The sequence below is a fragment of the Streptomyces sp. NPDC001744 genome (genome assembly GCF_042892575.1).
Classification (GTDB): domain Bacteria; phylum Actinomycetota; class Actinomycetes; order Streptomycetales; family Streptomycetaceae; genus Streptomyces.
Window position 1 is genome coordinate 62902 of the sequence record NZ_JBIAUG010000013.1, and the last position, 26278, is coordinate 89179.

At 72.6% G+C, this 26278-nt stretch carries 23 protein-coding genes, 1 tRNA gene and 1 pseudogene; 11 read left to right on the forward strand and 14 right to left on the reverse strand.

Going from position 1 to position 26278, the window contains the following annotated elements:
- Positions 1 to 35: 35 nt before the first annotated feature.
- Complete coding sequence (locus ACFYZY_RS17255; RefSeq protein ID WP_388694510.1) at positions 36 to 665, reverse strand: DUF4231 domain-containing protein; 630 nt, start codon at positions 663 to 665, stop codon at positions 36 to 38.
- Positions 666 to 879: 214 nt separating this feature from the next.
- Between ACFYZY_RS17255 and ACFYZY_RS17260 the strand changes: the two genes are divergently transcribed.
- On the forward strand, positions 880 to 1344 hold the full coding sequence (locus ACFYZY_RS17260; RefSeq protein ID WP_388694512.1) for a MarR family transcriptional regulator: 465 nt from the start codon (positions 880 to 882) through the stop codon (positions 1342 to 1344).
- A gap of 136 nt (positions 1345 to 1480) precedes the next feature.
- On the opposite strand, the gene ACFYZY_RS17265 is transcribed toward ACFYZY_RS17260, so the two are convergent.
- The gene (locus tag ACFYZY_RS17265; protein WP_388694514.1) at positions 1481 to 1651 is read right to left on the reverse strand and encodes a hypothetical protein; all 171 of its coding nucleotides are present in this window, start codon (positions 1649 to 1651) and stop codon (positions 1481 to 1483) included.
- Between the two features lie 163 nt (positions 1652 to 1814).
- A tRNA-Val gene (locus tag ACFYZY_RS17270) sits at positions 1815 to 1889 on the reverse strand.
- A gap of 201 nt (positions 1890 to 2090) precedes the next feature.
- Here ACFYZY_RS17270 and ACFYZY_RS17275 point away from each other — a divergent pair.
- The 3 genes from ACFYZY_RS17275 (at position 2091) to ACFYZY_RS17285 (ending at position 4693) form a co-directional block, all read left to right on the forward strand.
- On the forward strand, positions 2091 to 2858 hold the full coding sequence (locus tag ACFYZY_RS17275) for a DUF4097 family beta strand repeat-containing protein (RefSeq protein WP_388694517.1): 768 nt from the start codon (positions 2091 to 2093) through the stop codon (positions 2856 to 2858).
- 135 nt (positions 2859 to 2993) lie between these two features.
- The gene (locus tag ACFYZY_RS17280) at positions 2994 to 4316 is read left to right on the forward strand and encodes a hypothetical protein (protein WP_388694786.1); all 1323 of its coding nucleotides are present in this window, start codon (positions 2994 to 2996) and stop codon (positions 4314 to 4316) included.
- Between the two features lie 161 nt (positions 4317 to 4477).
- Positions 4478 to 4693 (forward strand): zinc ribbon domain-containing protein, encoded by a 216-nt coding sequence (locus ACFYZY_RS17285; RefSeq protein WP_388694519.1) that lies wholly within the window; start codon positions 4478 to 4480, stop codon positions 4691 to 4693.
- Between the two features lie 82 nt (positions 4694 to 4775).
- Here the strand turns inward: ACFYZY_RS17285 and ACFYZY_RS17290 are convergent, their stop codons facing one another.
- The 3 genes from ACFYZY_RS17290 to ACFYZY_RS17300 are packed head-to-tail and all read right to left on the reverse strand — an operon-like array spanning position 4776 to position 9346.
- The gene (locus ACFYZY_RS17290; protein ID WP_388694522.1) at positions 4776 to 5627 is read right to left on the reverse strand and encodes an HAD family hydrolase; all 852 of its coding nucleotides are present in this window, start codon (positions 5625 to 5627) and stop codon (positions 4776 to 4778) included.
- On the reverse strand, positions 5624 to 8164 hold the full coding sequence (locus tag ACFYZY_RS17295; protein WP_388694524.1) for a phosphoribosyltransferase: 2541 nt from the start codon (positions 8162 to 8164) through the stop codon (positions 5624 to 5626). The genes ACFYZY_RS17290 and ACFYZY_RS17295 overlap by 4 nt, the downstream gene beginning before the upstream one ends.
- An 18-nt stretch (positions 8165 to 8182) precedes the next feature.
- Entirely contained in the window at positions 8183 to 9346 is a 1164-nt protein-coding gene (locus ACFYZY_RS17300) for an HpcH/HpaI aldolase/citrate lyase family protein (RefSeq protein WP_388694526.1), read from the reverse strand.
- Between the two features lie 197 nt (positions 9347 to 9543).
- Here ACFYZY_RS17300 and ACFYZY_RS17305 point away from each other — a divergent pair, with 197 nt between their 5' ends.
- Positions 9544 to 10401: a TerD family protein gene (locus ACFYZY_RS17305; protein ID WP_388694528.1), complete on the forward strand. Its 858-nt coding sequence runs from the start codon at positions 9544 to 9546 to the stop codon at positions 10399 to 10401.
- A 15-nt stretch (positions 10402 to 10416) separates the two neighbouring features.
- Here the strand turns inward: ACFYZY_RS17305 and ACFYZY_RS17310 are convergent, their stop codons facing one another.
- From ACFYZY_RS17310 to ACFYZY_RS17335, 6 genes are all read right to left on the reverse strand, one after another.
- A complete protein-coding gene (locus tag ACFYZY_RS17310) occupies positions 10417 to 11154 on the reverse strand; it encodes a Tellurium resistance (RefSeq protein WP_388694530.1) in 738 nt (245 codons plus the stop codon).
- Positions 11155 to 11259: 105 nt separating this feature from the next.
- Positions 11260 to 12408 carry a DUF475 domain-containing protein gene (locus tag ACFYZY_RS17315; protein ID WP_388694533.1) on the reverse strand — a complete coding sequence of 383 codons (1149 nt, stop codon included), beginning with the start codon at positions 12406 to 12408 and terminating at the stop codon, positions 11260 to 11262.
- Between the two features lie 29 nt (positions 12409 to 12437).
- Complete coding sequence (locus ACFYZY_RS17320; RefSeq protein WP_388694535.1) at positions 12438 to 13013, reverse strand: TerD family protein; 576 nt, start codon at positions 13011 to 13013, stop codon at positions 12438 to 12440.
- Positions 13014 to 13096: 83 nt separating this feature from the next.
- Positions 13097 to 13672, reverse strand: coding sequence for a TerD family protein (locus tag ACFYZY_RS17325; RefSeq protein WP_388694537.1), 576 nt, complete (start codon positions 13670 to 13672; stop codon positions 13097 to 13099).
- A 137-nt stretch (positions 13673 to 13809) separates the two neighbouring features.
- Positions 13810 to 14268 (reverse strand): peroxiredoxin, encoded by a 459-nt coding sequence (locus tag ACFYZY_RS17330; RefSeq protein WP_388694539.1) that lies wholly within the window; start codon positions 14266 to 14268, stop codon positions 13810 to 13812.
- Positions 14269 to 14412: 144 nt separating this feature from the next.
- A complete protein-coding gene (locus tag ACFYZY_RS17335) occupies positions 14413 to 14835 on the reverse strand; it encodes a DUF3052 domain-containing protein (RefSeq protein WP_388694541.1) in 423 nt (140 codons plus the stop codon).
- Between the two features lie 418 nt (positions 14836 to 15253).
- Here ACFYZY_RS17335 and aceE point away from each other — a divergent pair, with 418 nt between their 5' ends.
- Positions 15254 to 17986, forward strand: coding sequence for a pyruvate dehydrogenase (acetyl-transferring), homodimeric type (gene aceE, locus ACFYZY_RS17340; RefSeq protein ID WP_388694543.1), 2733 nt, complete (start codon positions 15254 to 15256; stop codon positions 17984 to 17986).
- A gap of 138 nt (positions 17987 to 18124) precedes the next feature.
- Here aceE and ACFYZY_RS17345 read toward each other — a convergent pair whose 3' ends face one another.
- Positions 18125 to 18553: a peptidase inhibitor family I36 protein gene (locus tag ACFYZY_RS17345; RefSeq protein WP_388694545.1), complete on the reverse strand. Its 429-nt coding sequence runs from the start codon at positions 18551 to 18553 to the stop codon at positions 18125 to 18127.
- A gap of 196 nt (positions 18554 to 18749) precedes the next feature.
- On the reverse strand, positions 18750 to 20372 hold the full coding sequence (locus ACFYZY_RS17350; protein WP_388694547.1) for an MFS transporter: 1623 nt from the start codon (positions 20370 to 20372) through the stop codon (positions 18750 to 18752).
- Between the two features lie 139 nt (positions 20373 to 20511).
- Between ACFYZY_RS17350 and ACFYZY_RS17355 the strand changes: the two are divergent.
- From ACFYZY_RS17355 to ACFYZY_RS17375, 5 genes and pseudogenes are all read left to right on the forward strand, one after another.
- Positions 20512 to 21141, forward strand: a pseudogene (locus ACFYZY_RS17355) (TetR family transcriptional regulator); the annotation flags it as partial.
- A gap of 311 nt (positions 21142 to 21452) precedes the next feature.
- Positions 21453 to 22664, forward strand: coding sequence for an alpha/beta hydrolase (locus ACFYZY_RS17360; RefSeq protein WP_388694549.1), 1212 nt, complete (start codon positions 21453 to 21455; stop codon positions 22662 to 22664).
- A gap of 74 nt (positions 22665 to 22738) precedes the next feature.
- Positions 22739 to 23743 (forward strand): DUF4429 domain-containing protein, encoded by a 1005-nt coding sequence (locus ACFYZY_RS17365; protein WP_388694551.1) that lies wholly within the window; start codon positions 22739 to 22741, stop codon positions 23741 to 23743.
- 203 nt (positions 23744 to 23946) lie between these two features.
- Positions 23947 to 25458, forward strand: coding sequence for a sensor histidine kinase (locus ACFYZY_RS17370; protein ID WP_388694552.1), 1512 nt, complete (start codon positions 23947 to 23949; stop codon positions 25456 to 25458).
- Complete coding sequence (locus ACFYZY_RS17375) at positions 25455 to 26135, forward strand: response regulator (protein WP_388694555.1); 681 nt, start codon at positions 25455 to 25457, stop codon at positions 26133 to 26135. Before ACFYZY_RS17370 ends, ACFYZY_RS17375 begins: the two co-directional genes overlap by 4 nt.
- Positions 26136 to 26278 lie beyond the last annotated feature (143 nt).

The following is a 26278-nucleotide window of genomic DNA, read 5'->3' on the forward strand; positions in this document are numbered from 1 at the left end:
TTCCTGGACCCCGGGGTCCCGCCAGGCGACCCGGCTCAGGTGCCCTCGCGGGCGCCGCTCTCCGTCCGGGCGCCGCTCTCCACCCGGGCGTCGCTCTCCACCCGTACGTACTCGGCCCGGACGCTCTCCGAGCGGACCTCGCCGACCGCCTCGCGGGCGGCGGGGACCCCGTACTGCTGCATGTCGGAACCGACCTGCCCGCCGAGCGTCATGACGTTCAGGGTGGCCGAGTTCTCGTTGGCGATGGCCTTCTCGACCCGGGCGACGAGCAGCTGGAACGACTGCCGCTTCGGCAGGTCGTGGTACGGCCCCACCCTGGCCTCGAAGTAGACGCGTTCGTGGCCGAGGAGCTGCTCGGTCGAGCGGTAGTTCTTCCACTGCTCCCGGTACCGGTACACGCTCTCCAGCGACACGGCGGCGACGACGACCACGCTCAGCACCGTGGCCGCGACCCGCGCGGAGTCCAGGTCCACGTTCACGAGCACCGGCACGAGCGACCCGCCGACGACGGACAGGGTCCGCATCCGCTGGTGCATCGCCTTCGCGCGGGTCGCCTTGGCGTCGTACCACTCCTGGTACTGCGCGAGTCTCGTCTCGATGTACCGCTGCGGCGTCATCTCGCCGCCCCGATCGCCCTGTTCGGGCGCGTCCCCCACCTCGGTCATGGCCGGAGTACACCCGCCGCGCGCACTGCCCGTCAACTCTCCGCCCGCGCGGCGCGAACCGGCGCGGGGCGCGTTCGCCCCGCCCTCGGCCAGGGGGTTTCCGGTTGCCGTCCCGCCGGGGGGCAACCGGGAGCGGGCTGCGGGAACCGCCTTGATGTCAACCGAGCTTGAGTTCCTACGGTGATCGCATTCCACCGATCACGAGGAGGAGCACATGAGCGTGACGCTCAGGGAGTACACGCAGGAGCAGGTGGCCGCCCAGCCCATCGGGGCGTGGACGGGCATGGCGTGCCGGCTGGTGGTCGGGGCCCTTCGTGAGCAGCTGGCGGTGGAGGACCTCACCCAGCCGCACTGGTGGACGCTCAACCACGTCGCCGGGCAGCCGGGCACGTGGACCCGCGCGGCGTTGACCGAGCGGCTGGCGAAGTGGGACGACCTCGGGATCGACTTCGACGACGTCTTCGACGACCTCGTCGCCCGCGGCTGGCTGGTGGAGGACGCGGGGCTCATGACCTTGACCGGGGCGGGAGAGGCCGGACGCGTCCGGGCCAGGGAGCGCAACCTGCGCGTGCACCGGCAGGTGCACGAAGGCGTGGACACGGCCGACTTCGTGACCACGATCAACGTCCTGCGCCGCATGGTCGCCAACTTGGGCGGCGACGGCGACCTGCCCGGCTGACGGACGCCACGGGCCACCGCGCCCGGCCGCCCAACACGCCCCTCGCACCGAACCGGAGCCATTCGCACGTCCGCGCACCACGACTGCCCGGCGTTTCCCGTGATGTCCCGCTCCACGGGGCACGAGAGGGGCGCCGCTACCGGCCGAGAGACTCGGCGAAGTCCAGGAACAGCACTGCGCCGAGGACGGCGACGGCTACGGCCCCGGCCACCAACAGGGTCACGACCAGCGCGACCGCCATCGTGATCCGCGTACGCCTCGCAGCCGACCTGTACGCACTGTCGTCGTCCCAGTCCTGATCACGCACGGCAACCCCCTCGGCAGGCACTGTACGGAATGCCCGCGGACCGGCTCCGGGCGGCCCACCGGCCGGCACCCGCCCATGAGCCCCTTCCCTCCCCACCGGGAAATGAAAAGGCCCAGGTTCCCGGTTCAGTACCGGTGACCTGGGCCTTTGTCTATCTACCTACTGGTGGGCGCGGACGGTTTCGAACCGCCGACATCTGCTTTGTAAGAGCAGCGCTCTACCCCTGAGCTACGCACCCGTGGAAGAAGCAACAGCCTACATGGCCCGTGGGCGGGTGCCGCAAACCCGTGAACCCGTGAACCCCCGAGTCCGGTGAGGCGGGCGAAGGGAGAGCGGGGGTTGTCCCCACCCCGGAGACGGTGGGTCGCCGGATCGTGACCCGGGGTGGCCGGTCCGTACCGTCGGGGGGCCGTCGTGTTCCTCTGGGGATTGGGTCGTCATGGTCGCAGGTCGTCCGTTCCGTGTGCTGTTCGCCTCCGGTGGGGCGCTGGCCGCCGTGCTCGTGCTCGGCGGGTGCGGGAGCGCCGACGCCGAGGGGGCGCCGGTGGAGAGGAAGGACTTCGCCTTCGCCGGAACGGCGCTCACCGTCGACTCGGACGACTCGCGCCTGGAGGTGACGCCCGCCGACGTCGACGGCGTGCGCGTCGAGCGGCAGGTCGACGGCTGGGTGTTCATCGGGTCGGGGCCCGAGGCGACCTGGAAGCTGGAGGGCGGGCGGCTGACGCTGCGGGTCGAGTGCGGGGCGGTCGCCTCCCGCTGCGGCGCCGTGCACCGCGTCCAGGTGCCGCGGAACGTCGCCGTCACCGTCGAGAGCGACAACGGGAGCGTGACCGCCGAGGGGCTCGCCACGCCCCTGAAGGTGCGGTCCGGCAACGGCGACGTCCGGGTGCGGAAGGCCGGCGGGCCGCTCGACCTCGGCAGCGGGAACGGCCGCGTGGTCGTCGACGCCGGCACCACCTCGCGGGACGTCACCGCCCGGTCCGACAACGGGGACGTCCGGATCACCCTCGGAGCCGTACCCCGCAGGGTCGACGTGGTCACCGACAACGGCGGAGTCACCCTGGAGGTGCCGAAGGCCGAGTACGCGGTGACCGGGACCAGCGACAACGGCCGGGTCCGCCTCGACGTGCCCCGCCGCGACGGCAGCGAGCACGCCCTGAGCGTCCGCGGCGGCAACGGCGACATCACGGTCCGCACGACGAACTGACCGGCCCGTGTGCGCGTCCTCACCGGGTGGGAGAATGGACCCGGACCGGGCACGGCGGACACAGCACGGGAGAGGTACGTGGCGGCGAGCGATACGAGGAGCGCGTCGGCGCCCAGGGTTTCCTCCGCGTTCCGGCTGGCGTTCGCGCTGCCGCTGGTGGCGGTGGCGCTGCTGCCGCAGGCGTTCGCCGGTGGGGGGACCCGGCGGTGGTTCGGGGGGCGCGGGGAGGGGCAGCGGGCCGGGGCGCAGGCCGCGAAGGACGCCGCCGCGGCCGCGTTCTACGAGCTGGACACCGCCCAGCGCGGGCTGCGGATCTCCGTCGAGACCATCACGGCCGTCGACGGCTCCCCCGAGGCGCTCCGCGCCGTCGAGGGCTTCGAGGCGCTGGGGCGACGCATCGACGAGGTCAGCCACGCGTACATCACCGCCGTCGACGCCCACGACCTCGACCGCGACGAACTGGACGCGGCGACCGCCGCCCGGGCCCGCGCCGAACTCACCCGGGCCAAGGACGAGCTGGACCGCGTGAAGGGCGAACTGGACCGGTTCGAGGCCGGTCTCGCCCCGCTCCTCGGCCGCGCCGAGACCCAGCTCGCCCGCCTCGCGCCCGCCGTCGAGCGCGCCCGGCAGTCCCTGCGGGGCGCGAGCGACGCCCTCGACTCCGTACGGGAGAGCGGGCTGCGCGCCGACGACCTCGCGCTGCGGCTCGCACGGCTCGGCCCCGAGCTGACCCGGCTCAACGAGGGCGCGGGCCGGCACGGCGTCCCCGAGACCCTGCAGCGCGCCGACCGGGTGCTGCGGGACGCCGAGGCCATACGGACCGAGGCCGAACGGCTGCCCGGACGCGCCGCCGAGATCGACCGGCGCCTCGTCTCGCTGCGTACCCGTGCCGAGGCGCTGACCACCCGCGCCGGAGGGGTCGAGCCCGTCCTCTCCGAGCTGCGGCGACGGTTCTCCGCCGCCTGCTGGCAAGATCTCCAGCACGTGCCCGAACAGGCCGCCGACACCCTCCACCAAGCGGAGGAGCGGCTCGCCGAGGCCGGACGGGCGCGGGCCAAGCAGCGCTGGCCCGACGCGACCTCGCTGCTCTCCACGGTCCGGGCCCTCCTCGACTCCACCGACGAGGCCGTCTCGGCCGCCGGTGACCGGCTGCGCCGCCTGGACGCCGTCGCGAAGGGCCCGGAGGCCGAGACCGACCGCGCCAGGTTCGCCGTACGGGACGCCCAGCGGCTCGCGATGGACGGGCGGACCACCCCCGACCCGCGCCACGCCCGGCCCCTCGACGAGGCCGTCGCGCGGATCGACCGCGCCGTCGGGACGCTGGAGGGGCTCCACCCCGACTACTGGCACTTCCTGACCGAGCTGGAGGCCGTGCGCGCCACCGCCGCCCGGGTCGTCGGGCAGATCCGGGAGGAGCGGGGAGCCGGGACGGGAACGGGGACGGGAACCGGGCACTGATCCCGGCGGGCCCGCCGGACCGTCGCTTCCGCCGCCCCACGGGCCTCACCGGCCCCGTCGCCCCGCCGGACCCAGCCGGGCCCTTCGGCCCGGTCGCTCCCGCCGCCGCGGGCCGGTCGGCGGGGCGCCCCCGAGGGCGGGACACCGCCTAATCTGTCCCCATGCCTCGTTACGAATACCGCTGCCGCACCTGCGGCGACACCTTCGAGCTCAGCCGGCCCATGGCCGAGTCCTCCGCCCCGGCGGCCTGTCCCGCCGGGCACGACGACACCGTGAAGCTGCTGTCGGCCGTGGCCGTCGGCGGAAGCGGAAGCGGCGCCGCCGCCCCCGCGCAGGGCGGTGGCGGCGGTTGCTGCGGCGGGGGCTGCTGCGGCTGACCCTCCGGAGCACCGGGGCGCGTGCCGGGGGCCCGTCCGCCCTCCGGGCGGACGACGCCGCTTTCGGCTTCCGGCGCGTTCCCTAACCGACCGCCGCCGCCCGGAAGCGGCGCAGGATCTCCTCCCCCGCCGCGACCCCGCGTTCCGCGAGGACGTCGAGGTGGGGGGCGGTCCAGCCGCTGTCGGCCAGTTCGCCGTGGCCGGGCCGCCAGGCCCGGTCCGCGGCGAGCAGCAGGTCGGCGTCGAGGAGGGAGTCCCCGGCGGCCAGGGTGAGCGCGGCGCCGGTGCGGCGGGCGAGTTCGCGGACGGCCGCGCTCTTGGTGAGCGGCTTCGGCACCGCGTACACCTTGCGGCCCTGGAGCGAGACGGTCCAGCCGCGCTCCCCCGCCCAGTGGCCGAAGAGTCCCAGCCACTCCTCGGGGAGCAGGTCCCGTTCGACGACCAGGTAGGCGAAGAGGTCCTCGGCCACCCGGTGCTTGCGCACCCAGGACCGGTCCGTGGTGGCGGCGAGGTAGGCGCGGATCTCGGCGAGCGGCGCGCACTCGTCGGCGAGCCGGTCGAGGACGGAGGCGTGCCAGTCGCGGTCGGTGACGCCGTCCACGAGGATGTGGCCGCCGTTGGCGCAGATCGCGTACTTCGACGCGGTGCCCGGGAGCCGGATGCGCTGGTACTGCTTGCGCGTCCGCGTGGTGGTGGGGACGAAGAGGGTCTCGTCGGCCAGCCGCGCGAGGAGGCCGGCCGCGTCCTCGGTCATGTAGGAGAGCGGCCTGGACTCGTGGACCTCGACGCAGAGCAGCCGGGGCGCGAGCGCGTCCGGCGCGGTGAGGGCGAGGGCGGCGGCCGAGTAGATGAGGGTGCGGTCGAGGTCGCTGGCGACCAGTACGGACGCCGGGTCCGGGGTCCGGGGAACGGCCGGGTTCGTCGTCGTGTTCACCGGGTCGCCACCGTCCGGCCGTCGGCGCCCGTCGCTCCCCTGGTGTACCGGGGGTGGATCAGGCCCACGCAGCTGTACGGCAGTCCGTCGACCTCCTCGACCGGTACGCCGCGCTGTTCCGCGAGCAGCCGTACGTGCGCGAGGTCGGTGCCGGCGCCCCGTGCGGCGAGGATCTTCCAGGGGACGCGGCGGAGCAGGACGCGGGTGGTCTCGCCGACGCCCGGCTTGACCAGGTTGACGTCGTGGATGCCGTGCTCCTCGCTGATCCGCTCCACGGCCGCCCAGCCCTCCCAGGTGGGGGCGCGGTCGGCGGCGAGGAGTTCCTCGACGTCCGTGTCGACGGCCGCGGCGACCTCGGCGAAGCGGGCGGTGACGGCGTCCAGGAAGGCGCCGGAGACGTCGGAGTCCGCCAGGTCGCGGTAGAACTTGGCGCCGTGGAAGTCGTCCGGCCCGACCAGGTCGGAGCGGAGCACGGTGCGGGACACCAGGCCGGAGACCGTGGAGTTGAGGCAGGCGGAGGGGACGAGGAAGTCCTCGCGCGTGCCGTAGGTGCGGACGCAGGAGCCGGGGTCGGCGAGGACCGCGATGTCGGGGTCGAACCCGTCGAAGTCCTTGAGGGCTTCGGCGAGTTCGCGGGAGATGGCGCCCTTGCCGGTCCAGCCGTCCACGAAGACCACGTCGGCGGGGTCGTGGTGGGCGGCGAGCCAGCGCAGCGCGTTGGCGTCGATGCCCCGGCCGCGCACGATCGACACGGCGTAGTGCGGGAGGTCGAGGCGGTGGCGGGTCCGTGCCCAGCGGCGCATGAGGATGCCGACGGGGGTGCCGGCGCGGGCGAGCGAGACGAGGACGGGGCGGTCGGTCCGTTCGGCGAGGACGGTCTCGGTGACCGTGCCGACCGCGCGGGCGATCCGGGCGGCGGACGCCTCCAGGGCGGAGTGGAAGAGCGCCTGGTACTCCTCGCTGGGCTGGTACTCGACGGGCAGCGACTCGGCGTAGTGGGCGCCGCCGCGCTGGACGGCCTCCTCGCGTTCCTCGGTGGGAGCCTCCAGCTCGACGTCCGAGAGGTCCTGGAGCAGCCAGCCGACCTCGTCGGGCGCGTACGAGGAGAAGGCGGGGCCGCGGAGGGGCTCGGGCAGCATGGAGCTCCTTTCGGGAGCTTCGGGGGTTCGGGGGGCGCCGGCGGTCGCGGCGGTTCCGGGCACGTACGAGGGCACGACCGCGAGGAACACGTGCGGGACGTGCGCCGCGAGCTGGGCGAGGAGGCCGTCCGGGGCGTGCAGGGCCGGGGTGTCGGCGGCGGAGTCGATCACGAGGACGACGGCGTCGAAGCCCGCGCCGGCCACGTTGTAGGCGTAGCGCTCGCCGGGGCCGTCGGCCGGGTCGTCGTGGGCGGGGAAGACGAGCCGGGTGCGTATCGCGTAGCCGGGGTCGTCGACGGCGAGGACGGGTGAGCGGGTGGTGGTGGAGCAGCGGACGTCGTGTCCGGCCTCCTCCAGGGCGGTGCCGAGGCGCAGCGGCGCGTACATCAGCTCCTCGAAGCCGAGCACGAGGACGCGGCGGGGGGCGGCGGGGGTGACCGTGGCTTCCGTGGCTTCCGTGGCTTCCGGGAGGGTCCGGTCCGTCCCGGTCGCCGGGGCCTTCCGGCCCTCCGGGGCCCCCGGCGCTCCCAGCGCCCTCCCCACGCGGTCCGCCAGGGACGGCAGGGCCGCCTCCAGGAGTTCCCGGTGCGCGGGGGTGAACCCGTGCCGTCCGCCGTCGGGCAGCCCCCGGGGCCAGCCGAGGTCGATCCGTACGGGGGCCCGGCCGGGTGCCGGGGGCGCGGGGGCGGGCGCGTGCGCCGCCTCGTACTCCTCGACCAGCGCGCGGCCCCGCTCCAGGACCCCCTCCGGGAGGCGTACCGTGCCGGTCGCGCGGGTGATCAGGTCGACGCGGGCGCCGACCTCCTCCGCGAAGGCGTCCAGACGGCCGAGGTCGTCGGCCGAGCGCATGTCCACGAGGGCGACGACGACGTACCGCTCGCGCGGGTGGCTCTCGTGCAGGGCCCTGATGGTGTTGAGGACGGTGTTGCCGGTGGAGAACTCGTCGTCCACGAGGACCAGCGGGCCGTCACCGGCCAGCAGCTTCGGGTCCTCGGGCAGCAGCAGGTGCGAGGTGGCGTGGGAGTGGGACTCCTCGAAGCCGCCCGCGCGGGCGACGCCGGGGACCGGGCGCCGGGTGGAGTGGAGGTACGGGGCGGTGCCGAGGCCGTCGGCGACGGCGTGGCCCAGGGCGGTGGCGGTCTCCGCGTATCCGAGGACGACCGCGCGCGCGGCCTCCTCGTCGCCGAGGAGCGCGCGGACGCGCCGGCCGAGGTCGAGGCCGGCGCCGTACACGACCGAGGGGCGCTGCGGCACGTGCTTGCCGAGCACGCCGGAGACGAGCAGGTGCGCGCGCCGGGGGTTGCGGCGCAGCGCGAGGCCCAGCAGGGTCCGCAGCTCCTCGCCGCCGGTCAGTTCGACGCCCAGTCGCTCCGCGACCCACGTTCCGGTCCACACCACGTCGTCTCCGTCCCTTCGTCAGCCGGCGAGTCCGGCGGTGAGCAGCTCCACGAAGCCGACGTCCTCCCTGGCGACGCCGAAGACCTCGGCGCGCAGGAGGATGCGTTCGGCCCACGCGCGGTGCGGCTTCACTTCGTTCATCTTGTTCGTGTACGCGGAGCGGAGCACTCCGCCGCCGTCCCGTTCGGGCCGCAGGATGTCCTGGGCGTCGCTCCACTCCTCGTGGCTGACCACGGAGAGCGCGTGCACCGGCACCACGTGGGTGGGGTGGATGCAGGTCTTGCCGAGCAGGCCGTTGGCCCGGTCGAGTTCGATCTCGCGCAGCAGGCCGTCGAGGTCGTGCTCGATGAGCGCCGTGCGCAGGTCCTCGGCGCGCCCCTCCAGGAAGGGGCTGCGGCGCAGCTGGGGCTTGAACATGCGCTCGCCGGGCCTGAAGTACTCCCAGACGGGTCCGGTGATGGTGAAGCCGGTGCCGTCGGCGCGGCCGAGGACGTTGACGACGTCGGAGATGACGTGGGCGACGACCTTGACGTCGTACGCGGTCATCTCGGGCGAGCGGCGGAGGCCGTAGGCGGAGCAGAAGTCGGTGACGCCCAGGCGCAGGGCGAGGACGTGGTCGCGGTACTCCCGGGCGATCGAGGCGATTCCGGTGAGGGTCTCGACCCTGGTCTCCAGGTGGAGGAGTTCGGGGGACTCCAGGACGGGCATGGCGAAGAGGCGCCTGCCGGTGGTGCGCCCGGCCTCGGCCAGCGCGTCGAGGAAGGCGCGTCCACGGCTCTCGGTGAATTTGGGCAGTACGAATCCGGACAGCAGGTGAATCGCTTTTCCGAGGCGGTCGGCGAGATCGGTGATCTGGCCGGGCTCACGGACCCGGATGAAGAGCAGGGGCACGTCCGTCCCGCCGGCGGCGAGGTCCGCGAACTCCCGGACGAGGTTGTCCTCACCGGCCTCCACGTCGGCGTCGCCGATGGAATCCTCCAGGCAGAGCACCATGGAGACCACTCCCCGGGCAGCCTGTTTGCGCACGGCGTCGGCGAGCCGGGGCCGGGTGGCCGGGCTGTAGAGCGTGGCGCCCAGGGCCACGGCGAGCGTGCGCGCGGGCGAGTCGGCCGTGAACTCGGCCGGTTCCCGGTGGAACAGCCCGGCTCGCTTCACGGACGGGATGTGCCCGAAATGACGCATATGGGTAACCGTCTGCCTCTCGATGTCCCGTCTGTGCCCCGATGACACGTGGCCGGTAATAGTACGTAGGCGGGGGTGTCCTCAGTTCCCGCGCGATGTGAAATCCGGGTGACCCGCCGGCGTCCGTCGTCCCGGTCCGGCATCGGTGCCGCCCCCCGCGTTGTCCGCGGGACGGCCGGGAGGGCAGGATTGCGGTCATGACGCACGCGATGCTGAAGGGCTCCAACGTCCCTCTCGACACCGCGGCCGTACGGGCCGTGCTCCGCTGGACCCCGGGCCCCGGGGTCCCCGACGTGGACGCCTCGGCCCTGCTGCTCGGGCCGTCCGGACGCGTGCGGTCCGACGAGGACTTCGTCTTCTACAACCAGCCGCGCCACCCCTCGGGGTGCGTGCGGCGGCTGCCGAAGAAGCGGGACGCCGCCGGGCTGACGGACACCGTGGAGGCCGACCTCGGCGGCCTGGACGCCTCCGTCGACCGGGTGGTGCTCGCGGCCTCCTCCGACGGCGGCACCTTCCGCTCCGTCTCCGACCTGCGGATCCTGCTGTACGACGCGTCCGCCGGGGCCGGGGACGAGCCGCTGGCCCTGTTCGAGGTGACGGCCGAGACCGGCGAGGAGACGGCCGTCATCTGCGGCGAGCTGTACCGGCGCGGGGACGGCTGGAAGTTCCGCGCGGTGGGGCAGGGCTATCCGACGGGGCTCGTCGGCCTCGCCACCGACTTCGGCATCTCGGTCGACGAGGACGCCCAGGAAGGGGTCCAGGACGGCCTGCCCGGCGCCCCGGGTCCCGACTCCCCCGCCACCGGCTCCCCGGCCCACGACGCGCCCGTCACCGGCTCCGCCGACCTCGAGGCGACCGTGGTCCACGCCCCCGTGCCGCCGCTTCCCGCGGTGCCGCCGCGGCCGGACCGGGCGCCCTCCTACGGCTACCCGCAGCAGCCCGCGGCCTCGTCGGCCCCCGCGTACGGCTATCCGCAGCCGGTGGGCGTTCCCGACCGGGACCCGTCCCCGGGGTTCCGGATGCCGCCGATGGGCCCCCAGTTCGTGCGGTCCTGAGCCCTCGGGCCGCGCTCACGCCCTGGTCTTGTAGCCCCGGCCCCACTGGAGGCCCCAGCCGTACAGCCGGTCCAGCTCCGCCTGGAAGCCGTACACGAACCGCACCTCGCGCCGCACCGTCAGCTCGCCCTTGGCGTTCTCCACGGAGAAGACCGCGCAGGAGCGGGCCTGCGGGGCGCGCTCGTCGAGTTCGATCTCGATCCGGGGGCCGTTGCTCGGGTAGAGCGTGACCGTGGCGTGGGTGCGGTCGAAGGCCGGCGTCTGGTCGTAGATGTAGACGAAGAACAGCAGCCGCTTGAACTCGTCCTTGTGGTCCAGGTTGACGAAGATCGTCTCGCCGGAGGAGCCGCCGAAGCGGTCGTCCCCGCTCAGCTTCACGTACGGGGCCGCGTTCAGGTCGCCGAAGAAGTTGCCCAGCGGCTGCACCACGCCCTTGCTGCCGTCCGTCAGCTCGTAGAGGCACCCCAGGTCGAGGTCGACGTTGACCATGCCCTGGGTGTGGGCCTGGACGACCTCGGGCTTGAAGAGCTGGGAGGGGTGCCGCAGCAGTTGCCTGCCCTGGCGGGAACGGCCCTCCAGGTCGGAGCTCCGCATCCGCCAGGAGAGGTTCACCCGGAGGTTGCCGGAGGTGGCGCCCTGCTTGGTGAGCGAGACGGACGGGCGCCGTTTCGTCAGGTCGATCGCGTTCGACGCGGAGTTGCCCGAGTCGAACTGGGCCGTCCTCCCCGCGAACAGGTTGTCCCAGAAGGCCATGTCGCCTCCACCCCCACTGGTCGTCGTCCGCACCGCGCACATGCCCGCGGGGCGGCCGGGTGCTCCGGCCGCCCCGCAGTGAAGCGTTCCTCACCGCCGGGGGTGTCACACCCCGGAGGTCACCTCCGTCTTGTCGCCCGGGGAGCCGGAGCCGCCCCCGGCGTCCGCGAGCGCCTTGTTGCGGCGGACGGAGGACCAGAAGGACCAGGCGATCAGGACGACGCCGATCAGGCCGGTGACGACCTCGTTGATCTCGTACTGGATGGTGACCAGGAGGAGCACGGCGAGGGCGCCGATCGCGTAGTGCGCGCCGTGCTCCAGGTAGACGTAGTCGTCGAGGGTGCCCTGCTTGACCAGGTAGACCGTCAGCGAACGCACGTACATGGCGCCGACGCCGAGGCCGAGCGCCATCAGGACGATGTCGTTGGTGATGGCGAAGGCGCCGATGACGCCGTCGAAGGAGAAGGAGGCGTCGAGGACCTCCAGGTAGAGGAACATGAAGAAGGCGGCCTTGCCGGCCAGCTGGACCGCGGAGACCTTCTTGCCGCTGCGCCGGGCCTCTTCCTCGGCCTCGTGCTCGCGCTCCTCCTCCTCTTCTAGCTTGTTCTCGAAGAAGCCGGAGAGACCGCCGACGACGAGGTAGGTGATGAGGCCGGCGATGCCGGAGATCAGGACCGTCTGCGCCTTGTCGGCGTGCGCACCGCCGTGCTGGTGGGCCTGGGTCGCGAAGGTCATCGCGGTGACGAGCAGGACGATCAGCGCGATGCAGACCGACAGCATGTCGACCTTGCCGAGCTTGGCCAGCGGGCGCTCGATCCAGGCGAGCCACTTGATGTCGCGGTCCTCGAAGATGAAGTCCAGGAAGATCATCAGCAGGAACATGCCACCGAAGGCGGCGATCGACGGATGCGCGTCGGTCACCAGCTCCTCGTACCTGTTCGGCTGGTTGAGCGCCAGGTCGACCGCCTCGATCGGCCCGATCTTCGCACTGATGGCGACGATCACGACGGGGAAGACGAGCCGCATGCCGAAGACGGCGATCAGCACGCCGACCGTGAGGAAGATCTTCTGCCAGAAGGCATTCATCTTCTTCAGGATTCCGGCGTTGACCACCGCGTTGTCGAAGGAGAGCGAGATCTCGAGGATGCACAGGATCGCGACGATCCCGAACGCTTTCCACCCCCCGTAGAGCACTGCCACGACCAGGCCGAGCGCAGTGATCGCGAACGACCAGCCGAAGGTTTTCAGAACCACTGTCTACCCCATCGTGAAATTACATGGCTTTACGAAACGTTGACCCCGAAGTCTAGAGCGATGCCCCGCAGGCCGGACGCGTACCCCTGTCCCACCGCCCGGAACTTCCATTCGCCGTTGTAGCGGTAGAGCTCGCCGAAGATCATCGCGGTCTCGGTGGAGGCGTCCTCGGAGAGGTCGTAGCGGGCGAGTTCCTGGCCGTCCGTCTGGTTCACGACGCGGATGAAGGCGTTGCTGACCTGGCCGAAGCTCTGGCCCCTGTTGTCGGCGTCGTGGATCGAGACCGGGAAGACGATCTTGTCGCAGTGGGCCGGCACCCGGGTGAGGTCCACGATGAGGGACTCGTCGTCCCCGTCGCCCTCGCCGGTGAGGTTGTCACCGGTGTGCTCGACCGAGCCCTCGGGGCTGCTGAGCTGGTTGTAGAAGACGAAGTACTCGTCCCCGAGCACCCGGCCGGCCTGGCAGAGCAGGGCGCTGGCGTCGAGGTCGAAGGGGGCTCCCGTGGTGGAGCGCGCGTCCCAGCCGAGTCCGACGAGGACCTGGGTGAGGTTGGGTGCGGCCTTGGAGAGGGAGACGTTGCCTCCCTTGGCGAGCGTGACGCCCATGGTTCTGTTCCTCCCCGGTGGTGATGAGGCGCGTCCGGCGCCGCACTTCCGAGTGCGGCGCCGGACGGTTCGAACGGTTCGGCTCAGACGTTGACGCCGAAGTCCTGCGCGATGCCGCGCAGGCCCGAGGCGTAGCCCTGGCCGACGGCGCGGAACTTCCACTCGGCGCCGTGGCGGTACAGCTCGCCGAAGACCATGGCGGTCTCCGTCGAGGCGTCCTCGGAGAGGTCGTACCGGGCGATCTCGGCGCCGCCGGCCTGGTTCACGACGCGGATGAACGCGTTGCGGACCTGACCGAAGGACTGCTGGCGGTTCTCGGCGTCGTAGATCGAGACCGGGAAGACGATCTTGGCCACGTCGGCCGGCACGGCGGCCAGGTCGACCTTGACCTGCTCGTCGTCGCCCTCGCCCTCACCGGTGAGGTTGTCACCGGTGTGCTCGACCGAGCCGTCGGCGCTCTTCAGGTTGTTGAAGAAGACGAAGTCCTGGTCGTTGCGGACCTTGCCCTCCTCGCTCACCAGGATGGCGCTGGCGTCGAGGTCGAAGTCCGTACCGGTGGTGGTGCGGACGTCCCAGCCCAGACCGACGGTCACGGCGGTGAGGCCAGGGGCCTCCTTGGTCAGCGAGACGTTGCCGCCCTTGCTGAGGCTGACTCCCACGAGTCCCTCCATAGGTTTCCAGGGGCAGCGCCCCCAGTCGTGCGTTGGCATCGGATCAACGAATCGATCCTAGTGACGGGTTCCCGCTCGAAACAGCCGATTCGCCGTCGAACACGGGGGTGTCGGTCCCGGGCGGCTCAGAGGGCGGCGAGCGCCTTCCGGTACGCGTCGGCGTTCCGGGCGTCCGGCAGGGCGTTGACGACGCTCCAGCGGACGACGCCCGCCTTGTCGATGACGAAGGTGCCGCGCACCGCGCAGCCCTTCTCCTCGTCGAAGACGCCGTAGGCACGGGACACCTCGCCGTGCTTCCAGAAGTCGGAGAGCAGCGGGAAGTCCAGCCCCTCCTGCTCGCCGAAGACGCGCAGGGTGTGGATCGAGTCGTTGGAGACGGCGAGGAGCTGGGTGTCGTCGTTGACGAAGGCCGGCAGGTCGTCGCGCAGCTCGCGCAGCTCGCCGGTGCAGACGCCGGTGAAGGCGAAGGGGTAGAAGAACAGCAGCACGTTCTTCTCGCCGCGGAAGCCGGCGAGCCGGACGGTGCGCCCGTGGTTGTCCTTGAGCTCGAAATCCGGGGCCTCGGTGCCGACCTCGATCGCCATCGCGTGCGCGTCCCTCTCGACGGGGCCCGGTCCCCCGGTCGACGGAACCGGGGCGTGGGCCGAAACGGTGGACCCCACCCTACGCCCGTGGGCGAAAAGCCCCCGCCGGACCGGGTCCGGCGGGGGCTCGTCGCAGTGCGGTGATCAGCGCTTGGGGGTGGCCAGACGGGTGCCCGTCCAGTCCTTTGCCAGGCTGATGCTCTTGGTCTGGGAGAGACCAGCGGTCTGCGCGGCATCGTTGATGTCGCTCGGCTCGATGTAGCCGTCGCGGCCGGTCTTCGGAGTCAGCAGCCAGATCATGCCGCCGTCCTCCAGAAGACCGATGGCGTCCACCAGGGCGTCGGTGAGATCGCCGTCCTCGTCGCGGAACCACAGCACGACGGCGTCGGCGACGTCGTCGTACTCCTCGTCCACGAGATCGGCCCCGATGATGGACTCGATGCCTTCACGGAGATCCTCGGCGACGTCGTCGTCGTAGCCGATCTCCTGGACCACCTGTCCGGGCTCGAACCCCAGCCTCGCTGCCGGGTTGGTCCGCTCCTCCGCGTGGTCCGCGGTCGCGCTCACGGCTTGCCTCCTGCTCATTCGGAAAATGCTGTGGGCCACGCGTATGCGCGCGGCGCTGGCCGTAGTCCACACGTGCCGGGGCGGATCGCGCAAGTACCCGGCCCCGGAGACCGCCGAAACGGTGACGTTTGGGGCCGTCTCGCCGCAACTTCCGGCACCTCCGGTCCTCCTCCGCGACCGGGTGCGAGCGATTCGTCCTGCTTTCGAGGACTTCTGACTCCTCAGTCTGCCGAACGCCCGGACGGAACGCATGCGCGGGTTGGGCGTAAGGTTGCGATTTGACCGTAACCAGGCACGCGGGAGGTCGCCCCCGAGGGTTACCTCTCGGTAAAGATGACGTCTGGCGCCGGCGGGGTACACGATGGAGATCCCGACCACCCCGTGGCCCCGTGGGCACCCCGAACAGCTAAGGAAGAGCGTGGCTCCCGGATCAGATCGCAACCCGATCATCATTGGCGGCCTTCCCAGCCAGGTCCCGGACTTCGACCCGGAAGAGACCCAGGAATGGCTCGACTCCCTCGACGCCGCCGTCGACGAGCGGGGCCGGGAGAGGGCCCGCTACCTCATGCTCCGCCTGATCGAGCGGGCCCGCGAGAAGCGCGTGGCCGTGCCCGAGATGCGCAGCACGGACTACGTCAACACCATCGCCACCAAGGACGAGCCCTTCTTCCCCGGCAACGAGGAGATCGAGCGCAAGGTCCTCAACGCCACCCGCTGGAACGCGGCCGTGATGGTCTCGCGCGCCCAGCGTCCGGGCATCGGCGTCGGCGGTCACATCGCGACCTTCGCCTCCTCGGCCTCCCTCTACGACGTCGGCTTCAACCACTTCTTCCGCGGCAAGGACGAGGGCGACGGCGGCGACCAGATCTTCTTCCAGGGGCACGCCTCCCCCGGCATCTACGCCCGCGCGTACCTGCTCGACCGGCTGAACGACGCCCAGCTCGACGGCTTCCGCCAGGAGCGCTCGAAGTTCCCGAACGGCCTCTCCTCCTACCCGCACCCGCGGCTGATGCCGGACTTCTGGGAGTTCCCGACCGTGTCGATGGGCCTCGGCCCGCTCGGCGCGATCTACCAGGCCCGGATGAACCGGTACATGGAGGCGCGCGGCATCGCCGACACCTCCAGGTCGCACGTCTGGGCGTTCCTCGGCGACGGCGAGATGGACGAGGTCGAGTCCCTCGGTCAGCTCTCCATCGCCGCCCGCGAGGGTCTGGACAACCTCACCTTCGTCGTCAACTGCAACCTCCAGCGGCTCGACGGCCCGGTGCGCGGCAACGGCAAGATCATCCAGGAGCTGGAGTCGATCTTCCGGGGCAACGGCTGGAACGTCATCAAGCTGATCTGGGACCGTTCCTGGGACCCGCTGCTCGCGCAGGACCGGGACGGCATCCTGGTCAACAAGCTGAACACCACTCCGGACGGGCAGTTCCAGACGTACGCCACGGAGACCGGCGGCTACATCCGGGACCACTTCTTCGGCGGCGACCACCGGCTGCGGGCCATGGTCGAGGGCATGTCCGACCAGCAGATCCTGCACCTGGGCCGGGGCGGTCACGACCACCGGAAGATCTACGCGGCCTACGCGGCGGCCAAGGCCCACACCGGCCAGCCGACCGTGATCCTCGCGCAGACCGTCAAGGGCTGGGCGCTCGGCCCGAACTTCGAGGGCCGCAACGCGACCCACCAGATGAAGAAGCTGACGGTCGACGACCTCAAGCGCTTCCGTGACCGGCTGCACATCCCGGTCACGGACAAGCAGCTGGAGGAGGGCCTGCCCCCGTACTACCACCCGGGCCGGGACTCCGAGGAGATCCAGTACATGCACGACCGCCGCGAGGCGCTGGGCGGGTACGTCCCGACCCGGGTCGTGCGGGCGAAGCCGCTGGCCCTCCCGGACGACAAGACCTACGCGGCGGCCAGGAAGGGCTCGGGCCAGCAGTCGATCGCCACCACCATGGCGTTCGTCCGCATCCTGAAGGACCTCATGCGGGACAAGGAGATCGGCAAGCGCTTCGTGCTGATCGCCCCCGACGAGTACCGCACCTTCGGCATGGACGCCTTCTTCCCGAGCGCCAAGATCTACAACCCGCTGGGGCAGCAGTACGAGGCGGTGGACCGCGAGCTCCTCCTCGCCTACAAGGAGTCGCCGACCGGCCAGATGCTGCACGACGGCATCTCCGAGGCCGGCTGCACGGCCTCGCTGATCGCCGCCGGCTCCGCGTACGCCACGCACGGCGAGCCGCTGATCCCGGTGTACGTCTTCTACTCGATGTTCGGTTTCCAGCGGACCGGCGACCAGTTCTGGCAGATGGCCGACCAGCTGGCGCGCGGCTTCGTGCTGGGCGCGACCGCCGGCCGCACGACGCTGACCGGTGAGGGACTCCAGCACGCGGACGGGCACTCGCACCTCCTCGCCTCGACCAACCCGGCCTGCATCGCCTACGACCCGGCGTTCGGCTTCGAGATCGCGCACATCGTCAAGGACGGTCTGCGCCGGATGTACGGGCCCGAGGCCGAGGACGTCTTCTACTACCTGACCGTCTACAACGAGCCGATCCAGCACCCGGCCGAGCCGGAGGGCGTGGACGTGGAGGGCATCCTCCAGGGCATCCACCGCTTCAAGCCGGCCGAGGCGGGCACGATCCCGGCGCAGATCATGGCCTCCGGCGTCGGTGTGCCGTGGGCGATCGAGGCGCAGCGCATCCTCGCCGAGGAGTGGAACGTGCGGGCCGACGTCTGGTCCGCCACCTCCTGGACCGAGCTGCGCCGCGAGGCCGTGGCCGTCGAGGAGCACAACCTGCTCCACCCGGACGAGGAGCAGCGCGTCCCGTACGTGACGCGCAAGCTCCAGGGCGCCGAGGGTCCGTTCGTGGCGGTCTCGGACTGGATGCGCGCGGTGCCGGACCAGATCTCCCGCTGGGTGCCGGGGCCGTACACCTCGCTGGGCGCGGACGGCTTCGGCTTCGCGGACACGCGCGGCGCGGCACGGCGCCACTTCCACATCGACGCCCAGTCGATCGTGCTGGCGGTGCTGACCGAGCTGGCCCGCGAGGGCAAGGTCGAGCGGTCGGCCCTGAAGCAGGCCGTGGACCGCTACCAGCTGCTCGACGTGGCGGCGGCGGACCCGGGCGCGGCAGGCGGCGACGCGTAGCCCGTGAGGCATCGCGGCTCGTGAGGCGCCGCAGCCCGTGAGGGAGGCGAGGGGTGGTGGGACCGGCGGTCCCGCCGCCCCTCGCCGCGTCCCGGGGCCCCCACCGCTCCCGGGACCCGCGTCTTCCCCGGAGCGCCCCTACCGCTCCCAGATCTTGAACGCTCTGACCTCGTACGGCGTCTGCGGCACCCAGGTCCCCTTGCCCGGATAGGTCTCGAACTCCCCCGTCTCCCCGCACTCGGCGGACTGGTAGGTGGTGACCGGCCTCCCGGTGCGGTTGGCGAGGGACTGGGCCGAGGTGCCGGTCGGCAGGGCGACGCAGCTGTCGATGTCGGTCGTGGCCAGCTCGTGGCTCTGCGTCCTGCCCTTGAAATCGGGCTTGGACCAGAGGCAGAGCCGGCCGGGGCCGCAGGGGCCGAGCTTCGCCCCCGGGGCCGCGACCGCGCCCCCGCCGCCGGCCGGTGGTCCGGTCGGCGCTCCGGCGGTGGCCGCGGCCGGCAGGACGGCGAGAAGGAGGACCGCCAGGGCGGCGGTCGCCGGCAGTCGCTTCGTATACAGGTCACGCATGGCGCTGAACCCCCGTTTTCGTTACTCTCTGTCACCAGAACTCTGCCGGACGTCACCACCCGTTGAGAAGGGGGCCAAAGCTTCTTCACCCGAACGGGCGACGGCCCCCTCCGGACCGGGTCCGGAGGGGGCCGTGCGAGGAAGCGGGAAGGCAGGGCAGTCGGGCAGCGGGGGGCCGAGAAACGAGGAGCGGCCCTCAGATGTGGGCGCCGCCCATGCCCGCCTCCGCGTTCGCACCGCGCTTGGTGAGCGTGGCGACGAGCGCCGCGACGACCGCGACGACACCGGCGACGGTGAAGGCCAGGCCCATGCCGTCCAGGAAGGTGTCGTGGATGACGCCGGTGATCCGGTCGAGGAGGTCCGGGGTCATCCCCGGCGTCCGGGCCAGCTGCACCGGGACCATGCCGAACTCGGCGGCCTGCTCCAGCGCCGGGTTGGGCGGGGTCGGGATGCCGGCCGCCTTCCAGTTGTCCGCGAAGACGGCGGAGACCTTGGAGGACATGACGGCACCGAGGACCGCCGTGCCGAGGGCGCCGCCGACCTGCATGGCGGCCTGCTGCAGACCGCCGGCCACGCCGGAGAGCTCCAGCGGCGCGTTGCCGACGATGACCTCGGTGGCGCCGACCATGACCGGGGCGAGCCCGAGGCCGAGGAGGGCGAACCAGAGGGACATGGCGAGGGGGCCGGTGCCGGAGGAGAGCGTGATCATGCCGAACATCGCGACGGCCGTGCAGACCATGCCGCCGACGAGCGGCACGCGCGGACCGAACTTGGTGATCAGCACGCCGGCCAGCGGCGAGGAGACGATCATCATCGCGGTCAGCGGCAGCAGGCGCAGTCCGCTGTCCACCGGGCTGAGCCCCTTCACGCCCTGGAGGTAGAAGGTCACGAAGAACAGGCCGCCCATGAAGGCGAAGGCCATGAGGACCATCAGGACCACACCGGCCGAGAGCGGCACGGAGCGGAACATGGCCAGCGGGATCAGCGGCTCCTTGACCTTGGTCTCCCAGAAGGCGAAGACCGCGAAGAGCACCAGCGCGCCGATCAGACCGCCCCAGGTCTTGCCGCTGCCCCAGCCCCAGGACTCGCCGGCCTTGATGAGGCTCCAGACCAGGGAGGCCATGGCGCCGGAGAGCAGCACGATGCCGAGGATGTCGAAGGAGCGCGGCGCGTTCTCCGCGCGGTGGTCCCTGAGGATCACCAGGCCGAGGACGAGCGCGACGACGCCGACCGGCACGTTGATGAAGAAGACGGACTGCCAGCTGACGTGTTCGACGAGCAGACCGCCGACGATCGGGCCGCCGGCCGTCGAGGCGCCGATGACCATGCCCCAGATGCCGATGGCCATGTTCAGCTTCTCGGCGGGGAAGGTGGCGCGCAGCAGGCCGAGCGCGGCCGGCATCAGCAGGGCGCCGAAGAGCCCCTGGAGGACACGGAAGGCGATCACGGCCCCGATGGAGTGGGAGAGGCCGATGGCGCCCGAGGCGGCGGCGAAGCCGGTGATGCCTATGAGGAAGGTCTGCCGGTGGCCGAAGCGGTCACCGAGCTTGCCTGCGGTGATCAGGGCGACGGCGAGCGCGAGCAGGTAGCCGTTGGTGATCCACTGGACCTGGGCGAGCGTGGCGCCGAGGTCCTCCTTGATGGCGGGGTTGGCGATCGCGACGATCGTGCCGTCGAGCGCGACCATCATCACGCCCACGGCGACGGCGAACAAGGTCAGCCACGGATGGCCGCGCAGTCCATTCGCCGGGGCCGGAACGGCTCCCGGGGCGTCCCCCTGACCCTGCGGGGCCTTTTTCACGGTGGTCTGACTAGTCATACGAGCGAGGCTAATGTCAGTCGCTGACAATTGACAAAGCGATTCACGCGCCGGTAACTGTCACGTAGCTCACAGGTACTCTGATCTGGAGCAAATGCTTGCAAAACGCCTGTGGCACGTGTGAGAAGAGGACCCCGAGGTGACCCTGCCCGGACTGCGCGAGCGGAAGAAGCAGCGTACGCGCGACGCGTTGATCCGGGTGGCCCTGGAACTCTTCACCGCCCACGGGTACGAGCGGACCACGGTCGACGAGATCGCGGAGGCCGTCGAGGTCTCCCAGCGCACCTTCTTCCGCTACTTCTCCTCCAAGGAGGAGGTCGCCTTCGCCGTCCAGCAGATGGTGGAGGAACGTTTCGTTCGCGCCCTTGAACAGCGGCCCCCGACCGAGGGGCCCCTCGACGCGATGCGCAACGCCGTCCTCTGCGCCTGGGACACCATCGGCGACGCCATCATCGAGGTCGTCCCGGTCGCGTTGTACCTGCGCACCTTCCGGCTCATCGAGTCGACGCCCGCGCTGCTCGCCGTCCATCTGCGCCGCTCCACCGAGATGGAGGAGACCATCGCCCGGATCATCGCCGGGCGCGAGGGCGTCGACGTGGACGAGGACCCCCGCCCCCGCATCGTGGTGGCGGCGTTCAGCGGGGTGATGCGGGTGACCGGCCAGATGTGGGGCCGGGGGACGGACCAGAGCCTGGGGGCCATCCGGGCGCTCACCGAGGAGTACCTCGACCACCTCGGCCCGGCGCTGACACCGCGCTGGCGGGACGGAGGCGGGAGCGGAGCCGATGCCGGGCTCGCGTCCGGGAACGGGAAGGGGAGGGGGAGGGGGAACGGGACCGGGTTCGGGACCGATGCCGGGTCCCTGCCCGGAACCGGGGCCGACGCCGGCGCGTAGCCCCCGCGCCCCGTACCGGACCGGCCCCGTCCCAGGCCGTCCCCGTCCCGGTACCGGGCCGTCCCCGTACCGGGCCGTCCCCGTCCCCCGTACCGCGCCCTCCCGCCCTCCCGGCCTCCCGGCCTCCCGTACCGGACCCGCCCCGGCCGTCTCGCGAGGTGTGCCGCCCCGTAGGGTGGCGGCCCGTGATCCCCGCCGGCGTCCCGTCCGCCCTTCCCGTCGCACGCGCCCTGTTCGCGCTGCTCGTCGTGTTCGTGCTCCTGACGACCACCGGGTGGACCGCGCCCCGGCACCGGCCGGCGCCGGGGACCCCCCGCGAGGCCGCGCTCGCCGCCTGGACGCACGCCCGGACCGGCCACCGCCCGCCGCCCGCCCCGGGCGCCCCCGCCCGTACCGTCGCCGCTTTCTTCGCCGGGCTCGGCCCGGCGGGCGGGGTCCGGCTCGCCGAGCGGCATCCGCTCGTCGTCGGCAACCTCGACGGCGCTCCCGTGGCCCTGCGCTACCGCGCCAACCGGATCGCGCTCGCGCGGGCGTACGCCGCCGAGCACGGCAGGGCCGACGACCCCCGCCTCTCCCCCGAGGGCCGTCACGAGGCGCGGCGGCGGATCGACCGCTTCGCCGCGCTGCTGCGGCCCGACCGCCAGGTCCTCGCCTTCGACCCGACGGGCACGGGCCGGGTCGCCGAGGTGTTCGGGGACCTGGAGCGGGCCCGGCGCGTCTCGGTGGTCGTGCCCGGCGTCGACACCAACCTCCTCACCTTCCAGAAGACCCACGGCCGGTACGGGGCCCCGGCCGGCATGGCACGGGCCCTCTACGACGCCGAGCGGCGGACCGCGCCCGGCGCCCGGGTCGCGGTGATCGCCTGGGCCGACTACACCGCCCCCTCCGGAATGGGCATCGACGCGCTGACCGGCCGTCTCGCCGCGTCGGGCGCCGTGCGGCTCGTGGGGCTGACCGAGGCGCTGCCCGGGGACGCCCGGGTGACGCTCTTCTGCCACAGCTACGGCTCCGTGCTCTGCGGGGCCGCCGCGCCCCGGCTGCCCGCCCGGGTGACGGACGTGGCCGTGGCCGGAAGCCCCGGGATGCGGGTGGAACGGGCCGCCGACCTCGCCGCCCCGGCCCGGATATGGGCGATGCGGGACGCGGACGACTGGATAGCGGACGTGCCGCACGTGGAGGTGGGCGGGATCGGGCACGGCGCGGACCCGGTGGAACCCGGGTTCGGCGCGCGGCTGCTCTCGGCGGGCGGGGCCGTCGGGCACAGCGGCTATTTCGAGCCGGGGACGGTGAGCCTCGGCAACCTCGCCGCACTGGGCGTCGGCGCCTACCCGCGACTGGTCTGCGTCCGTGCCGACAGCCCCTGTCGCGAAGGAATTTCCGGTACGGAGGGGTCCTGACGCGCGGAGATCCCGTGATGTCCGGACCTTTCACAGGGGCGACGCCGGAGCGGACGCCGCTTACGATGAGGCGCATGGGTGATGTGCTGGCCGGAATTCATGCCACCTGGGAGTTCGAGAGCGACGCCCTCGTCATCCGCTTCGAACGGGGGATCCGAACGCCGAAGCTCTTCCAGACCTTGCGCGAACGACGCATACCGTACGAGGCGTTGGCGTCCGTGGCGCTCACGCCCGGCAAGCGGGGCACCGTCGTGCTGCACGCCGCGCCGAGGCCGGGCGCCGATCCGCTGATGGAGGCGGCCGCGGGGCAGCTCAAGGAGAGCTGCGACCCGTACCGGCTGGTGCTCCCGGCGGACCGGGAGACGCGGGCCGAGTACTACCGGGACGCGTTGCGGGCGATCCTGCCGCCGGAGCCGGGGGTCGCGGGGGCCCACGGCCCCGGCGGTGACGCGCGGCACGGCCCGTCCGGCGGGTTCGGTCCGCCCGACGGGATCGACGAGATCGACGGGATCGGCGGAATCGACGGACCCGGCCGGACGGCGGACGAGGGGGCCGGCGGGTGCGCCGGGGCCGTGACGCCCGCCGACCGGTTCCTCGTGGCGCCGCCGTCCGGGCCGATGTCCTTCAAGGCGTACGACGGGAGGGCGAGCTTCGACGGCGGCTCCGAGGTCACGTTCCGCTGGTCCTCGACGGGGGCGTCCTCGGCCAAGTGGAAGGCGGGCGACCAGACCTTCCCGGTGCGGAGCCTGTGCGGGGTCGAGTGGCGGACGCCCGACGTCTTCGACGGATACCTGCGGCTCGTCCCCCGGTCCGGCGAGCCCCCGGCCGCCAGGCCCGACCACGACCCGGCGTCCGTCGTCTTCGGCCTCGGCTACGGGCCGGTCCACGAGTCCCTCCCCTTCGCGGCGGCGGTCCTCGCGGCGATCCGGGCCTCCGACCGCACCCCCGTGCCCGTGGGGGCCCGTACCCCCGAAGTGGTGGCCGAAAGGATTCGGCACTTGGGAGAACTGCACCGAGCCGGTCTGGTGACGGACGAGGAGTTCTCCGCGAAGAAGGCCGAGCTGCTGGCGGAGCTCTGACGGCCGGGGACCGGGTCGGGTGGCCGACGACCGGGGCAGGAAAGGAAGTCCGACGGCCGGAGGCGACGAAGGCCGGAAAACCGACGACCGGGGTGTCGGCCCGGGGAGCTTCCCGCCTCCCGGGTCATACCCCGGTACCAGGCCGCATCCCGGTCCCGGGTATGACGTCGGGGCCCGGAACCGCTGCCTACCCTGAGCGGGTCATGGCTACCGAACCGCGGCCCGAGCCGCCCGCCGCCCGGCCCGAACCGCCCGCCGCCCCACCGGCCGGGCCGCCCGCTCCTCGCACCGGACCGCCCACGGCCGCCCGGCCCGAACCACCCGTCCCCTCCGGACCGCCCACCGCCCCACCGCCCGGGCCGCCTCCTCCCTCCGGACCGCCCGCCCTCCCCCCGCCCGTCGTCCCCCCGCGCGCCGGTCGCCGGTCCCTCGCCGGCACGCTGTCGGCCGTCCGGGCGAGCGGGATGTTCCAGGGGCTCGGCGCCGCGTTCACCACCCCCGCCGAACCCGGCGCGCCGCTGCTCGCCGACGCCTCCTCGCGGTGGGTGCGGCTGCTGCCGTACGCCGTCGCCCTCGCGTTCGCCGCCTCGCTCGTCCCCACCACCATCCACCTCCTCATCCACGACTACGGGCTCAACGGCGCCCTCGCCGGGGCGATCGGCACCGCCCAGGCGGCGCCGCTGCTGCTCGCCGTCGTCCGCCCCCTCCAGGCGTGGTGGATCGTCTTCGCCGCCGACGTGCTCGGCGCGCTCGCGACGCTCGGCGCGGACCTGCCCCCGGCGCGGCTCTGGCCCTGGACGCCGCCGGCGGTCATCGGCTACTGCGCGCTGATGCTCGCGCTCGGCCTCCGCGAGTCCCGGCGGGTCCTGTTCGGCGTGTGGCTGACGACCGGCGCGGCCGGGTACCTCCTGGGGGCCTTCCGGCCCGCCGGGCAGGTCGGCGTCCACACCCTGCTGCTCGTCCTGAGCGGGGTACTGCTGCTGCTCACCTCGGCCGTCCGCGCCCGGGGCGACGCACAGCGGCGGCTCGTGGAGCAGGAGACCATCAGCGAGGCCGAACGGGCCCGCCGCACGCTCCTGGAGGAGCGGGCCAGGATCGCGCGCGAGCTGCACGACATCGTGGCCCACCACATGTCCGTGATCACCGTGCAGGCGGACTCCGCCCCGTACCGCGTCCCGGACCTCCCCGAGGCGGCCCGCGAGGAGTTCGTCTCCATCGCGGCGAGCGCGCGCGAGTCGCTGGCGGAGATGCGCCGGCTGCTCTCCGTCCTGCGCAGCGACGGCGGCGAGGACGAGCGGGCCCCGCAGCCGGGGCTCGACCGGCTCCAGCAGCTGGTGGAGGCGACGGTGCGGGCCGGGGTGCCCGCCGAGCTGCGGCTCGCCGCGGGTCTCGGGGACGTGCCGCAGGCCGTGGACCTCTCCGCGTACCGGATCGCGCAGGAGGCCCTCGCCAACGTCGTCCGGCACGCGCCGGGCGCCCCGACCCGGGTCTCGGTCCGGGCCGACGACGGATGGCTGACGGTCCTCGTCGTCAACGGACCTTCCCTGGAAGGTCGTTCCTCCGTCGAGCGGGGCGCCCCCGGGACCGGGCACGGGCTCGTCGGCATGCGGGAGCGCGTACGGTTGACCGGCGGCACGCTGGACACCGGGCCGCTGCCGGACGGCGGCTTCCGGGTCGCGGCCCGGCTCCCCCTGCGTACGAAGGACCCCGAGTGACCATCCGCGTGATCATCGTCGACGACCAGGCCATGGTGCGGGCCGGTTTCGCCGCGCTGCTCGCCGCGCAGCCCGACATCGACGTCGTCGGGGAGGCCCCGGACGGACGGCTGGGCGTGGAGGTGGCGCGGTCGGCGCACCCGGACGTGGTCCTGATGGACGTGCGGATGCCGGAGCTGGACGGGCTCGCGGCGGCGCGCGAGATCCTGCGTCCGCCGGCCGGGGTCACGCACCGGCCGAAGGTGCTGATGCTGACCACCTTCGACGTGGACGACTACGTGTACGAGGCGCTGCGCGCGGGCGCGTCCGGCTTCCTCCTCAAGGACGCGCCGCCGGCCGACCTGATCGCGGCGGTACGGGTGGTGGCGGCGGGCGAGGCGCTGCTCGCGCCCTCCGTGACCCGCCGTCTGATCGCCGACTTCGCCGCCTCCCGTCCGGCCCCGCGCCGGGACACCGCGGCCCTGCGCCTCAACGGCCTCACCCCGCGCGAGACGGAGGTCCTGGAGCTGATCGCCCGGGGCCTGTCCAACCAGGAGATCGCGGACGGCCTCGTCCTCGCCGAGCAGACGGTGAAGACCCACATCGGCCGGGTCCTCGCCAAACTGGACCTGCGCGACCGGGCCCAGGCGGTGGTCTTCGCGTACGAGTCGGGGCTCGTGACGCCCGGCACGGCCTGACCCGGGTACGGCCCCGGGGCGACCCGCGCCGCAGGGGACCTCCCCGGAAGGTCCCCGCCCCTGGGGAAAACCGCCCCCGGAAGATCCCCACCCCCGGGGAAAGCCGTTCCCCGGGACATCCCCACCCCGGGAAAAGCCACCCC